We start from the raw sequence: 13073 nt of genomic DNA on the forward strand, positions 1-13073 counted from the left end.
GACCTGCTGATATGCAGGCGCGTCGATGCTGTTGGTGGAAGGATGGATTTCGTGGGAACTGCGTTGGCCGAAATGACAATGCCTCAGATCTCGCCGCTTGCCGGCGAGCCGATCGAACGTGCCGACGCCGAGCGACTCGCGGGGGTCCTCAAGGCGCTCGCCGACCCCGCCCGACTGCGGCTGCTCAGCCTCATCCAGTCGGCGCCGGAAGGCGAGGCCTGCGTTTGCGACCTCACCGCACCGCTCGGCCTCTCGCAGCCGACTGTAAGTCACCACCTGCGTATCCTCACCGAGGCCGGCTTGCTGGAGCGGGAGAAGCGCGGTGTGTGGGCCTACTACCGGCTGGTGCCTGCCGCGATCGCGACGATCGCGGATCTGCTGACTCCGCCGCGTAAGCGGGCCACCAAGAAGGCTCGCTGAATAAGCCCCGGATCGCCTGGCGTCCCTCCTCATCGAGGTGACGCCAGGCGGATCGGGAATCTCCGCCGCGCCCGTGCCGGCGGAGCCTCCGGGTCGCACCGCCCGCCCCGGCGACCGCTGCCGCGGGCTGCTTCCCGTCCCTGCCGCCAGACCGGCGTAGGGCTGACCACCAACCCCGTACCGCCAGCCTCCGTCGGGTGACCCACCACTGTGTCGCCCCGCCCACCGGCGCCTCGTCAGGTCGACGACCTGGCGCCGGACCGCCGGGTGGAACGCCGGATGTGGGCGAGCGGATTTCACCGGACCGGAACGGAGACGCCCCGCCGACCCGATGGGCCGGCGGGGCGTCTGACGCTATGACGGTCAGGCCACGAACCGCACCCGGCGGCGCCGGGTCAGCACGAACCCGACAGCACCGGCCGCGAGCAGCACGCCGCCGGCCGCCACGATCAGCCCGGTCGAGGCGCCGGTCACCGGCAGCCCGCCGCCGGTGCCACCCGTCTCGTTCACCACGAGGTACGCGACGTCGTTGGCCGGGTTGAGGTCACCCGAGATGCCCTCGCACTCGCACTTGCCGTTGATGGTCACGGTGCCGGACGCGTTCGGGACGACCTTGTCGATCCGGAGCTTGAGGTCGAGCGTCTCGGTCGCGCCTGCCGCGATGAACGAGCCGGTGAAGCAGCGGTACTTCGCTGCCCCGGCCCGGCCGCCGTGCTCCCAGTCGATCTCGTCGCCCTTCATCGGGGCACACGACTCCGGTACGTCCGTCGCGGTGGTCCCGTCAGGAATCACCACATCGACCCGGGTGACCGGGCCGCCGCCACGCGTGGCGTCGAGCGTGGCCGGGCCCTTGTTGACGAGGCCGACCGTCGCGGTGACCACGTCACCGGCCGCGCCGGTCAGCGTGTCGCCGACGGCGGCGAGGTCCGCCCCGTTCCTGCCGGTGACGGTGAGCTCGAGGATGCCCCAGTTGTTGCTGGGGTCCGTGTCGACCTGCACCTTCCGCGCCGCGACGGTCCGCACCTCCGAGAGCGTCAGCTTGCCCTCCGTGCCGGGCTCGCCGATCGACTCACCGCTACTGCCCAGGTAGGCGGTGAAGTCCTCGAACTCGGCCGGAGTCAGCACCGTGTTCTCGCCGTACGCGCGGTCGGGCGCGTACGCGTCGGCACCGACCGCGTACGGAACGGTGGTCGTGTAGCTGGCGCCCGGCCGCAGGTCCGTGTCGAACTGGCAGGTGCGCAGGCGGTCGTCGACGTACGTGCAGTTGCTGAACTTCTTCGTGGCGCGGATGGCGGCGTCGTTGAAGAAGAGGACGGACGCGCCGTTGGCCGTGGTCTCGCCGGCGTTGCGGATGGCGAGCGGTGTGGAGAATCGCTCTCCGGGACCCGCGCTGACCTTTGCCTCTGTGCCGTTGGCGAGATCGACGCCCTCGCCCACCCGCACCTGGGCCTGGTGCGTCACCGTCTCGTAGCCGGCCGCGCCGAAGGAGACCTTCAGGACTCCCTTGTCACCGTCGCCCGCTCCGTCGACCGGCTTGACCAGGACGGTGAAGTAGCCGGAGCCGCCCCACTCGTCGATGCCGATTTCGTAGGGTGCCTGGCAGACGAGGCGTTGCGGGGTGGGCGACTCGCAGCGTCCGATGCCCTCGGGGTCCTCCGAGATCTCAGCGACGCCGGCGAGCCCGGTGGCATCGAAGGTCACGGTCGCGTCGAGCAGAACGACCGGCTTGGAGCTGTAGAGGATCGGGGACTCGAGGAATCCCGCGCTTCCGGCGGCGACCGAGGTGTTCGGCAGGTAGACGCCGAGGGTGCCGTCCGGCTGTGCTGCGAAAGCGGGGGAGGCGGTGGCGGCGACGACTGCGCCCACCACGCCGAGCCCGGCGAGCCATCGCCGGGCAGAGCTCTTGTGCATTGAGGGGGTGTCCTCCCGTGAGGGGTTACAGGATGGAGCCCGCGGAGCCTAAAAGTTTTCTTAAGAATCGGGCGACCCCGCGAAGGAGATCTGACCGAACGGCTGATCTTGAATGCCCGCTATGTTTTGGATGTCCAGCTCCGTCATGAGGGTCGGGAGCCCATCGGAGATCGGTCGCCGCAGTTCGCGGAGATGACCACCGCGACGCGGGCCATCGGGGGCGACGGGATCACCGGCATCACGCTGGGGGGCAACCGGCCCGCGACGGCTATGTGGAGCTGAACGTCGTGGTTCAGCCCCGTCCGGCGTTCACCGGTAGTCCTCATCGAGGTCGACCACGCGGGCCTGCTCCACCGCGTCCCAGTCGTTGACCTCCATGCCGCGCTGCACGTCGGCATCCCGGTCCGCCGGGTTGGCCACGGTCGCCTGCTCGACGGCGTCGGGCGGCGACGCCTCCGGATCACGCTCGTCGGGGGTGAGGTGGTCGTCGGGAGTGCGATCTTCCTCGTCGGGCCGCGTCATCGTCGCCTCCTTCCAGCCGGGCGTACTGCGTCACCCCACCGTACGGCCTGCCGCGATCGGCCGCCCGGTGTTGCCGGAGTTGTCCGCTTCAACAGCGTTCGGTTGTGCCGGGATGGCACCATGTCGCCGTGGGCTTCCTGATCCGACTCCTGGTCACCGCCGTCGCCCTGTGGATCACCACTCTGGTTGTGCCCGGCATCTCGGTGACCGGCGGCTCGACCGCCCGCAACGCCCTGACGCTGGTGGTCGTCGCGTTCATCTTCGGGGCCGTCAACGCGGTACTCAAGCCGATCATCAAGACGGTGGGTTGTCTCTTCTACATCCTGACCCTCGGGCTCTTCGCGCTGGTCGTCAACGCGCTGCTCTTCCTGGTCACCGACTGGTTCGCCGGCCTCTTCGACCTGCCGTTCCGGGTCGACGGCTTCTGGGCCGCGTTCTGGGGGGCGATCGTCGTGGCGGTCGTCGGTTGGCTGATCAGTCTGGTCGTTCCCGATCCCTCGGAGCGGCGCTGAGCGCGGAGGGGTGATTTCCGCGACCACGGTGACCTGCGGGATACTCCCCATGGAGGACAGCGCGGTCCGGCGCATATCCATTGAGCACACCAGGGCCCCCGGTGGCCGAGTCCGCTACTGAAGGAGCGTTCGATATGCCTATCGCCTCCCCCGAGGTCTACGCCGAGATGCTTGACCGCGCCAAGGCCGGCGCGTTCGCGTACCCCGCGATCAACGTGACCTCCTCGCAGACGCTCAACGCCGCGATCCGCGGCTTCGCCGAGGCGGGGAGCGACGGCATCGTCCAGATCTCCACCGGCGGCGCCGAGTACGCCTCCGGCCCGACGGTCAAGGACATGGTGACCGGCTCCGTGGCGCTCGCGGCGTTCGCGCACGAGGTGGCCAAGAAGTACGACGTCAACATCGCGCTCCACACCGACCACTGCCCCAAGAACAAGCTGGACGGCTTCGTCCGGCCGCTGATCGCCATCTCCAAGGAGCGGGTCGCGCGCGGCGAGGCCCCGCTGTTCCAGTCGCACATGTGGGACGGCTCGGCCGTGCCGCTGGGGGAAAACCTCGAGATCGCCTCCGAGTTGCTGGCCGAGGCCGCGGCGGCGCACATCGTGCTGGAGATCGAGGTCGGCGTGGTCGGCGGCGAGGAGGACGGGGTCGTCGGCGCGATCGACGACAAGCTCTACACCACGGTCGAGGACGGTCTTGCCATGGTGGAGGCGCTGGGCCTGGGGGAGAAGGGGCGCTACATGGCGGCCCTGACCTTCGGCAACGTGCACGGCGTCTACAAGCCGGGCAACGTCAAGCTCCGTCCGGAGATCCTCAAGGAGATCCAGGACGCGGTCGGCGCCAAGTACGGCAAGGAGAAGCCGCTCAGCCTCGTCTTCCACGGCGGCTCCGGCTCGCTGCTGTCGGAGATCCGTGAGGCGCTGGACTACGGCGTGGTCAAGATGAACATCGACACGGACACCCAGTACGCGTTCACGCGACCGGTCGCGGCGCACATGTTCACCAACTACGACGGTGTGCTCAAGGTGGACGGCGAGGTCGGCAACAAGAAGGCGTACGACCCGCGCGCGTGGGGCAAGCTGGCCGAGGAGGGCCTGGCCAACCGGGTCGTCGAGGCCTGCGAGCACCTGCGCTCCACCGGCACGTCGCTGGCCCGGTAACACCACGGACGTCCGTTCACTTCGCCCCGTCGATCAAGGGCGTATTCACACGGTTTGATCCCCAACCATGTGAATATCTCCTTGATCGGCGGGGCACTCCTCGATCGACCATGGAGCGGGCGCGGCCGGGACCGGATCTGCGGCGGTGAGCAGCCGTACCGCCTCGCGCACATCGTCGGTGATGTGGACCGAGCGGGACAGATCCCCGAAAGGCGAGAGCGCCATCAGCGGGCCGAGCAGCGCCTCGATCGGCAACGTCTGGGTCCAGAAGGCGCGGTCGAGGAAGACGTACGGGCCACTCTCCCCGTCCGTACCGTAGAAGGTCTTCGTCGCCGCCTGGAAAATCTCCTGTACCGTCCCGGCGCGGCCGGGGGCGAAGACGATGCCGCCCCGGGCCAGCCGCAGGATGGTGTCCTCCCGGATCGCGTTCGAGAAGTACTTCGCGATCTGGCCGGCGAAGAGGTTCGCCGGCTCGTGCCCGTAGAGCCAGGTGGGGATCGCGAGCCCGCCGCGCCGCGCCCAGCCGTCCGGGCCGCTCGCGGTCGCCGCGGGCGCGAATCGGGCCCGGACCTCCAGCGCCGCCGCCGTGTAGGGGTCGTGGTCGGCGAAGTCGGGCGCGGCGGCGAGCAGATCGATGGCGAACGTCAGGTCCGTCGCCGAGCGCGTCGACAGATACGCCCCCAGGTTGGCCGCCTCCATCACCCCCGGCCCGCCGCCGGTGACGACGAGCCGCCCGGCCCGCGCCAGCTCCCAGCCGAGCGTGGCAGCGAGCCGGTACGCCGCGGTGCCACGGGGGACCGCGTGCCCACCCATCACGCCGACCACCGAGGCCGGCCCGTGCGCCGTCAGCCAGGCGTTCGTCACGTCGGCCAGCGCGTTGTCGATGGCGTGGTCGTGCATTCGCTGCGCGAGCGCCTCGCGCACCTCCGGCAGACCACCGCCGTGCGCCCGGAAATGCTCGTACACCACGGCGTCGTACATGCCGGCGAAGCCCGCCGTCCCGAACCCGGCCGTCAGCTCCTCTGCCGTGTAGAGCCGCGGCGGATGCGTCGGGTACGGCAGCGCGGTGAACGCTGGCACGACGTGCGCGCCCCGGCGCACGAGCTCGGCCTCCACCTCGATCGAGGTGAACCGGCAGCCGATGAAGAGGGTGCCGGTGAGATCGACGGCGGAGAGGTCCGGAGCCGGATCCGTGTCGAGTCGCAGCCCCTGCACGGTCAGGCCGGCGAGACTGCCGGCGCGCAGGTGCCGTTCGAGCTCGGCGCGGGACTCCACCTCGAAGGGGGTGGCGTCGTGCGGCTCCAGAACGTCGGCGGGGGGTGGGGTGGGCACATGGTCATTCTCCTCCCGCCCCGCCAGGGACCACGTACAGGGCTCGAACGGTCGGGAGCGCGAGAGCCCGGTGGCGCTCGCCACCGGGCTCCCATCACCGGGTCCTGGGGAGGCTCCGGACCTCTATTTGTAGTCCAGTCAAGAGAGCAGCACACCGGCCGCTCGCGTGACGAATCCCTCAGCCGTTCAGTCACCGTCTGGCGGGCGATCCGGGTTGAATGGGCCCAATGCAGAACCTCTTGCCCGAACCGCCTGCCACTCTGCTGCCCGCCAACGACGAGGCGGAAGCGGCTCTGTCCGCCGCCGCGCAGGCCGACACCGATGACGCGTACGCGGCCGTCGCGGGTCGGTTCCCGACCTTCAGCGCCGGATGGGCCGCGCTCGCCCAGCGGGCCTTCGCCGACGGCCAGATCGTCGCCGCCTACGCCTACGCGCGTACCGGATACCACCGGGGCCTGGACCAACTACGCCGCAGCGGTTGGAAAGGGCACGGACCGATCCCGTGGGCGCACCAGCCCAATCAGGGTTTCCTGCGCTGCCTGCACCTGCTGTCGCGGGCGGCCGGCGAGATCGGTGAGTCGGACGAGGCGGCCCGGTGCGCCGAGTTCCTCCGCGACTGCGACCCGGCGGCCGGCGATGCGCTGGGCGGCAGCTGACGCCCGGAATGACCGGTCGGGGTGGGTAGCGGCGGTGCCGCCGCCCACCCCGCTCCGTCACAGGCCTTCGGCCACCGCCGCCGCGATCTTCAGCCACGCGTCGCGGGTGCCCGACGAGAGCTGGCCGTACCGGATCGGTTCCCCGGTGTCGATGAGCCGCTCGTACGGCGCGAGCAGCACGGTCCTGGTCCGGGCCGCGAAGTGCCGCTCGATCGGGGGCAGGTCGATCTCCCGGCGGGACGGCGGCATCGACACGACGGTGACCGCCTGCCGCACCAGCCGCTGACGGCCGCTCTGCTCCAGGTGGTCGAGCATGCGGGCCGCCGTCTCGGCCGAGTCGTTTCGGGCCGACATGGTGACCACGAGCTGGTCCGTGGCGTCGATGGCGGCCTGCCAGTTCTGAGCCCGGACGTTGTTGCCGGTGTCCACGAAGATCAGCTTGTAGAACCGGCTCACCACCTCGCGGATCTCCGCGAACGCGGTCGCGGTCAGCATCTCGCCCGCCGTCGCCGACTCGTCCGAGGCGAGCACGTCGAACATCCCCTCGCTCTGCGAGCGGACGTACTGCGACAGGTCACCGACGCGCCCCTGCGAGCCTTGGAACTGGCCCAGATCGCGGAGCATGTCGCGGACGGTCCGTGAGTGGAAGTCCTGCTGGGCGCGCATCCCCAGCGTGCCCTGCGTCTCGTTGTTGTCCCACGCGAGCACGTAGCCGCCGCGTTTCTGCCCGAACGTCATCGCGAGCAGCAGGATCGCGACCGTCTTGCCGGCCCCGCCCTTGGGGTTGACGACGGTCACCTGGCGCAGTCCGCCGAAGTTGCGGCGGACCATCTCGATGTCCTGCTTGATCTCCTGCTCGTGCCGTCCCGGCGCCAGCCTGACCAGCCCGAGGGTGGTCTTGTTGAGGGCGGCGCGTACGCCCATCGTGGCGATCGGATCGGCCGGGCGGGCCGCCCGGCGTCGGGCGAACTCCTCCGCCGTCGGCACGAAGGAGTCCGGGGTCCAGATCGGCTCGCTGTGCGGCGGCGGCACGTGGGTCGGCACGGGGTAGACCCCGGCGGCCTCGTCGCCGGGGAGTCCGGTCACCCCGGGATGCGGCTCGGCCGGCGGTTGGGCGGCCGGCTGCGGCTGCTGGGCTGCGCCGGCCTGCGGCGGCGCCGCGTACGACGCCTGCGCGGGGTGGGCCGGGCCCGGAGGATGGGGCGATGGGGGGTGCGTCGGTCCGGGATGCTGCGGCCCGGGACGCGTCGGGCCCGGGGGCGGCGGTGCGGGATGTGTCGGCCCCGGCGTCGGCGACACGGGATACCCGGGTCCCGGTTGCGGCGACGTGGGACGGGACGGGCCGGGGTGCGGCTCGGCCTGCGGACCGGGCTGCTGAGGCGGGTAGGGCTGCACGGCGGGTGGAGTCGGGGGATGCGCCTGTCCGTGCGCCGGTGGCCCGGCGGATGTCTGTTGGGGCGCGACGGGGCGCTGCGGGGGCTGCGCCCACGGCGAGGTGGGCGCGTGCGGGGCGGGTTCCGCCGGGTCGTGCGCGGAGCGCGCCTGCGGCGCCGGGGGTGTGGAATGCGGCGCGGGCGACTGCGGCCCGGGCGTCGTGGGCGCCGGGTGCGGAGCGGGCGGCTGGGCCGCCGGTCCGGCGGTGGGCTCCGCCCAGGGCTGCGCCGGCGGTCGCGGCGCGACCGGTTCACTCTCGACCGGTCCGCCGTGAACCGACCGGGCCGGCCCACCATGGACGGGTGCGGCCCGCGTCGGGGCGGGCGGCGTGGGCTCGGGCCCCACCTGGAACGGCACATCCAGGGCGAACGGCTGGTCGAGGGCGACCGGCGGGGTCGCGTCGGCCGCGGGTCGCGCAGCCGAAGCCCCGGTGTACGCGGGACCCGGAACCGGCACGGTGCCGTCGGGTCGCCCGGCGACGGGCTGGGCCGCGACCGGCGCAACGGGACCCGGCACAGCCGGCGGGCCGTCGAACCGGGGCGGCGGCGCCACCCGCGGCGCCGCGTCCGGGCGCGTCGGCTGGGCGGACCCGCCCTGCGCCAGCCCGGTCTCGTCGCGCCGGTCGGCGACAATCTCGTCCGGCGGCCAGAACGGCTCCACGTCCCGCGTCGGCTCCGGTCTGCCCTGACCCGGCACGTAGACCTGATCCCCGTAGTCGTTTGCCACGGCTACCTCCCGTCGTCCCGCCCCGAGGATATGCACCTCGGTCCCGCCACGCTGGCGGAGCGGTCAGCCGCCGTACACCGCCCAGGCGCCCGGCTCGATCCACCACGATCTCTTCCGGCCGAGCGTGCCGGCGACGCCGTCATCGAGGAACGGCACTTCGCCGTCGCGCGGCGTCACCGCGACCGCGCGGCCGCGGGCACGACGCACCTCGATCCGCGACCGCGGCTTTCGGAACGCCGATTTGACCACCACCGGGACGGCCACCGCCACCTCGATCACCCCGTCGGCGGGATCCACCGTCGAGAGCAGCGGCAGTCCCTCGATGGTCGCGTAGCCGTCGCCGTTGCCGATCGCACAGGCCAGCAGCGGGTCCTCGCCGGTGCTGAGCACCGCGTCGTCGACCTCCACCCGGCCGCGCCAGGGCAGCGGCCGCCCCGCGTCGTCGGCGCCACCGAGCAGCGCCCCGTCCAACGTGACCGAGCCGCCGTCGGTGCGGAGCAGGTCGAGCCGGCGTACCCGGCCGTCGAGCACGGCCGCGGCGACCGCGGCCGGCTCGCGCGGCAGGCCGAGCTGCGCGGCCAGATCGCGCGGGGTGCCGCTGCGCGCCGGGTCGAGCGGGAGTACGCCGACCGCGGGCAGATCGGGCACGGTGCGGTTGCCGGCGAGGTCGGCGGGGCGGCGGCTCGGCGGTGGCGCGTACCGCCGGACCAGCCGGCGCAGCACGGCGCGCAACTGCCCGTCGGTGGCGGTGGCGACGACGAGCCGCGTCTTGCTGTCCTCGTCGGGCCAGCTGAGTCCGTCGGGGCGGGGCGGGCCGTCGAGCCGCGCGAGCACGGCGTCGATCTCGGCGTTCGACTGCGCGGTGATCGTCTCGACCCGTGCGCCGGCGGCGGTGAGCGCATCGGCGCAGGCCAGCACGGGAACGCGCGGTGTCTCGGCGCAGCCGTCGCGCTGACTCTCCGTGCAGGACCCGCAGCACGCGTCGCCGCTCCCGTCCGGCGTCGTGCCGGTGCCGAGGGTCAGCAGCACCACGTCGTACACCGTTTGTGCCTCCCGCCGATCCGCACGGCCCTCCACCGGTGGCCGTGACCTCTTGTTAGCCTGACACCTCGGGCTCGCCGACCGGTCGCCACCTGGCACCCGAGCCCCCTGGAGGCGGGTAAGAGATGCCAGCGATCGTGCTCATCGGCGCGCAGTGGGGCGACGAGGGCAAAGGCAAGGTTACCGACCTGCTGGGTGAGCGGGTCCACTACGTGGTCCGTTACTCGGGCGGCAACAACGCCGGCCACACCGTGATCACCCCGGACGGTCAGAAGTACGCCTTGCACCTCATGCCGTCGGGCGCACTGTCGCCCAACGCGGTCATCATCATCGGCAACGGGGTCGTCGTCGACCCGAAGGTGCTGCTCGCCGAGATCGACGGCCTCGCCGAGCGCGGCGTCGACGTGTCCCGGCTGCGGATCTCCGGCGACGCGCACCTGATCATGCCGCACCACCGGGCGCTCGACCGGGTGGTCGAGCGCTACCTCGGTTCGGCCCGGATCGGCACCACCGGTCGGGGCATCGGTCCGGCCTACGGCGACAAGGTCGCCCGGATGGGCATCCGGCTGCAGGACCTGCTCGACCCGGGCATCCTGCGCAAGAAGCTGGAGCTCGCGCTCCGCGAGAAGAACCAGATGCTCTTCAAGGTCTACAACCGCAAGGCGCTCGACGTCGACGCGGTGACCGAGGAATACCTCGCGTACGCGGAGCGGCTGCGCCCGTACATCGCGGAGACCCGCACGATCCTCTGGGACGCGCTGGACCGCGGCGAGACGGTGCTGCTGGAGGGTGCCCAGGCGACCATGCTCGACATGGACCACGGCACCTATCCGTTCGTGACGTCGTCCAACCCGACGTCGGGCGGCGCCTGCGTCGGCGCCGGCATCCCGCCGACCGCGATCACCCGCGTGATCGGTGTCAGCAAGGCGTACACCACGCGGGTGGGCTCGGGCCCGTTCCCGACCGAGCTCTTCGACTCCAACGGCGCGCACCTGCGCAAGATCGGCGCGGAGTACGGCACGACGACCGGACGGGAGCGTCGCTGTGGCTGGTTCGACGCGGTGGTCGCCCGGTACGCGGTGCGGCTGAACGGCATCACCGATCTCGTGGTCACCAAGCTCGACGTGCTGACCGGCTTGGAGAAGGTGCCGATCTGCGTGGGTTACGAGATCGACGGCGAGCGGGTCGACGACATGCCGATGACGCAGACCGCCTATCACCACGCCGTGCCGATCTACGAGGAGCACGACGGTTGGTGGGAGGACATCTCCAAGGCGCGTTCGGAGGCTGAGTTGCCGGAGAACGCCCGGCGCTACATCGCGCGCATCGAGGAGTTGTGCGGCACGCGGGTCAGCGTCGTCGGTGTCGGGCCCGGCCGCGACGAGAACGTGGTCCGCCACAACCTCCTCGGCGACTAGCCCCCCCCCACGCGTCCCTCCCCGCCCGCCCTTGCGCGTCGATCATGAAGTTGTCCCGGAAAACCCTGCGGGAATGCGGGATAACTTCATGATCAACGGGGGCGGTCGGGGCGGTCGGTAGGATCGGGCCTCGTGCGCGTACTTCTGATCGGGGGCGGCGGGCGGGAGCATGCGCTCGCCCTCGGCCTCGCCGCCGACCCCGCCGTCGACCATCTGATCGCCGCCCCGGGTAACCCGGGCATCGCCGCGGTCGCCGAGCTGCGGCCCGTCGACCAGAACGACCCCGAGGCCGTCGCCGCGCTCGCCGTGCGGACCGGGGCCGACCTGGTCGTTATCGGTCCCGAGGCGCCGCTGGTCGCCGGGGTCGCCGACGCGGTCCGCGCCGCCGGCATCGCCTGCTTCGGCCCCGGCGCCGACGCGGCCCGGCTGGAGGGCTCCAAGGCGTTCGCCAAGGAGATCATGACCGCCGCCAAGGTGCCGACCGCGCGTGCCCACACCTGCCACAACGCCGACGAGACGGCCAGCGCGCTGGACGACTTCGGCCCGCCGTACGTGGTGAAGAACGATGGGCTCGCCGCCGGCAAGGGCGTCGTCGTGACCGAGGACTGGGCCGTCGCGCTCGCGCACGCGGAGCGGTGCGGGCAGGTCGTGGTGGAGGAGTACCTGCACGGTCCCGAGGTGTCGCTCTTCGTCGTCACCGACGGAGAGGCCGCGGTGCCGCTGCTGCCGGCGCAGGACTTCAAGCGGGTCGGCGAGGGGGACACGGGTCCGAACACGGGGGGAATGGGGGCGTACGCGCCGCTGCCCTGGACGCCCGCCGGCCTCGTCGACGACGTGATGGCCACGGTGGTGCACCCGACCCTGGCGGAGATGCGCCACCGCGGCACACCCTTCGCCGGTCTGCTCTACGTCGGCCTGGCGATCACCGCCGCCGGCCCCAAGGTGATCGAGTTCAACGCCCGGTTCGGCGATCCGGAGACGCAGGTCGTGCTCGCTCTGCTGGAGACGCCGCTCGGCGGGCTGCTGCACGCGGCCGCGACCGGGACGCTCGCCGCGCATCCGCCGCTCCGCTGGCGGTCCGGGGCCGGCGTGACCGTGGTGGTCGCGTCAGCGGGCTATCCGGCGGCTCCGCGCACGGGCGACGTCATCACCGGCGCCGACCGGGACGGCATCATCCACGCCGGCACCACGCGGGCGCCGGACGGCGCGCTGCTCTCGGCCGGCGGGCGGGTGCTCTGCGCGACCGCCGTGGCGCCGGAGCTCGCTGCCGCGCGGGCTGCGGCGTACGCCCTGGTGGAGGGCGTGCGCCTGGAAGGATCACACCACCGGCGGGACATCGCGCTCGCGGCGCTCGAGGGACGCGTCGGCCTGCCGCAGTAGGCGGCGCCAGACCCCGCCCGACCCGTGGCCGGGCCGCCGGGGCGCGGGCGGTGGAACGTGACCGTGCCCGCGGCCCGACGAGGCGCCGCTACCGGACCGGCACGGGGGCGAGCTCCGCGAACTCCCGTGGCAGTTGCGTCATGACGTCCTCGAACTCACCGGCGGTGACCGCCTGCCGCACCGTCGTGAACACGGCACGCACCCCGTCCGTCACCGTCTCGGCGTCGAGTCCGCTGCGTTGCCATACCCGGTTCAGGAACTCGTCGATGTCGAACGGCTCGGCGAACTCCTGCCGTTTGGCGAGCGGCTCGTGCAGGGGTTTGGGCAGTTGCGACGCGAGGTCGCGGGCCTCGCCACCCGAGATCCGTTCGGCAAGGGTCTGCAACGTCGCGTACGTGATGCTTTCCGCCTGGTCATAGGGGAGCTTCATCCGCCCTGAGACGGTGTCGATGAACCTGTCGTAGTTCACGTCGGAGCCTCCTTCGGATCAGCCATCGTTCCGTGGGCTACCCGTGGGCTCTCCGGCAAAACGGTTCCGGGGCGACGCGGAACGCGGCCGGC

At 71.9% G+C, this 13073-nt stretch carries 12 protein-coding genes; 6 read left to right on the top strand and 6 right to left on the bottom strand.

What is annotated here, in order from left to right; translation table 11 throughout:
• Positions 1-42: 42 nt before the first annotated feature.
• The gene (locus AB0J06_RS14850; protein ID WP_091552084.1) at positions 43-420 is read left to right on the top strand and encodes a metalloregulator ArsR/SmtB family transcription factor; all 378 of its coding nucleotides are present in this window, start codon (positions 43-45) and stop codon (positions 418-420) included.
• Positions 421-783: 363 nt separating this feature from the next.
• On the opposite strand, the gene AB0J06_RS14855 is transcribed toward AB0J06_RS14850, so the two are convergent.
• Both AB0J06_RS14855 and AB0J06_RS14860 read right to left on the bottom strand, forming a co-directional pair.
• Positions 784-2331 carry an LPXTG cell wall anchor domain-containing protein gene (locus AB0J06_RS14855; protein ID WP_357428584.1) on the bottom strand — a complete coding sequence of 516 codons (1548 nt, stop codon included), beginning with the start codon at positions 2329-2331 and terminating at the stop codon, positions 784-786.
• A gap of 309 nt (positions 2332-2640) precedes the next feature.
• Positions 2641-2853: a hypothetical protein gene (locus AB0J06_RS14860; protein ID WP_357428586.1), complete on the bottom strand. Its 213-nt coding sequence runs from the start codon at positions 2851-2853 to the stop codon at positions 2641-2643.
• A gap of 128 nt (positions 2854-2981) precedes the next feature.
• Here AB0J06_RS14860 and AB0J06_RS14865 point away from each other — a divergent pair, with 128 nt between their 5' ends.
• Positions 2982-3365, top strand: a complete 384-nt coding sequence (locus AB0J06_RS14865) for a phage holin family protein (RefSeq protein WP_357428588.1) — start codon at positions 2982-2984, stop codon at positions 3363-3365.
• Between the two features lie 134 nt (positions 3366-3499).
• On the top strand, positions 3500-4525 hold the full coding sequence (gene fbaA, locus AB0J06_RS14870; RefSeq protein ID WP_357428590.1) for a class II fructose-bisphosphate aldolase: 1026 nt from the start codon (positions 3500-3502) through the stop codon (positions 4523-4525).
• Positions 4526-4570: 45 nt separating this feature from the next.
• Here fbaA and AB0J06_RS14875 read toward each other — a convergent pair whose 3' ends face one another.
• On the bottom strand, positions 4571-5857 hold the full coding sequence (locus AB0J06_RS14875) for a hypothetical protein (protein ID WP_357428592.1): 1287 nt from the start codon (positions 5855-5857) through the stop codon (positions 4571-4573).
• Positions 5858-6084: 227 nt separating this feature from the next.
• On the opposite strand from AB0J06_RS14875, the gene AB0J06_RS14880 reads away from it, so the two are divergent.
• Positions 6085-6513, top strand: coding sequence for a DUF3151 domain-containing protein (locus tag AB0J06_RS14880; protein WP_357428594.1), 429 nt, complete (start codon positions 6085-6087; stop codon positions 6511-6513).
• A gap of 57 nt (positions 6514-6570) precedes the next feature.
• Here AB0J06_RS14880 and AB0J06_RS14885 read toward each other — a convergent pair whose 3' ends face one another.
• Both AB0J06_RS14885 and AB0J06_RS14890 read right to left on the bottom strand, forming a co-directional pair.
• A complete protein-coding gene (locus tag AB0J06_RS14885; RefSeq protein WP_357428596.1) occupies positions 6571-8673 on the bottom strand; it encodes a chromosome partitioning protein in 2103 nt (700 codons plus the stop codon).
• 63 nt (positions 8674-8736) lie between these two features.
• Entirely contained in the window at positions 8737-9714 is a 978-nt protein-coding gene (locus AB0J06_RS14890) for a hypothetical protein (RefSeq protein ID WP_357428598.1), read from the bottom strand.
• 125 nt (positions 9715-9839) lie between these two features.
• Between AB0J06_RS14890 and AB0J06_RS14895 the strand changes: the two genes are divergently transcribed.
• Both AB0J06_RS14895 and purD read left to right on the top strand, forming a co-directional pair.
• Complete coding sequence (locus tag AB0J06_RS14895) at positions 9840-11132, top strand: adenylosuccinate synthase (RefSeq protein ID WP_357428600.1); 1293 nt, start codon at positions 9840-9842, stop codon at positions 11130-11132.
• A gap of 132 nt (positions 11133-11264) precedes the next feature.
• Positions 11265-12512 (top strand): phosphoribosylamine--glycine ligase, encoded by a 1248-nt coding sequence (purD, locus tag AB0J06_RS14900; RefSeq protein WP_357428602.1) that lies wholly within the window; start codon positions 11265-11267, stop codon positions 12510-12512.
• A gap of 88 nt (positions 12513-12600) precedes the next feature.
• Here purD and AB0J06_RS14905 read toward each other — a convergent pair whose 3' ends face one another.
• Entirely contained in the window at positions 12601-12981 is a 381-nt protein-coding gene (locus AB0J06_RS14905) for a DUF2267 domain-containing protein (RefSeq protein WP_357428604.1), read from the bottom strand.
• Positions 12982-13073 lie beyond the last annotated feature (92 nt).

Origin of the sequence: Micromonospora sp. NPDC049679 (genome assembly GCF_040659735.1) — a bacterium.
Classification (GTDB): Bacteria; Actinomycetota; Actinomycetes; order Mycobacteriales; family Micromonosporaceae; genus Micromonospora_I.

What these genes read in the sequence shown, in the direction of transcription:
- AB0J06_RS14880 (WP_357428594.1), top strand. Translation starts at nt 6,085, where the DNA reads ATGCAGAACCTCTTGCCCGAACCGCCTGCCACTCTGCTGCCCGCCAAC.
- AB0J06_RS14855 (WP_357428584.1), bottom strand. Translation starts at nt 2,331, where the DNA reads ATGCACAAGAGCTCTGCCCGGCGATGGCTCGCCGGGCTCGGCGTGGTG.
- AB0J06_RS14860 (WP_357428586.1), bottom strand. Translation starts at nt 2,853, where the DNA reads ATGACGCGGCCCGACGAGGAAGATCGCACTCCCGACGACCACCTCACC.
- fbaA (WP_357428590.1), top strand. Translation starts at nt 3,500, where the DNA reads ATGCCTATCGCCTCCCCCGAGGTCTACGCCGAGATGCTTGACCGCGCC.
- AB0J06_RS14895 (WP_357428600.1), top strand. Translation starts at nt 9,840, where the DNA reads ATGCCAGCGATCGTGCTCATCGGCGCGCAGTGGGGCGACGAGGGCAAA.
- AB0J06_RS14850 (WP_091552084.1), top strand. Translation starts at nt 43, where the DNA reads ATGGATTTCGTGGGAACTGCGTTGGCCGAAATGACAATGCCTCAGATC.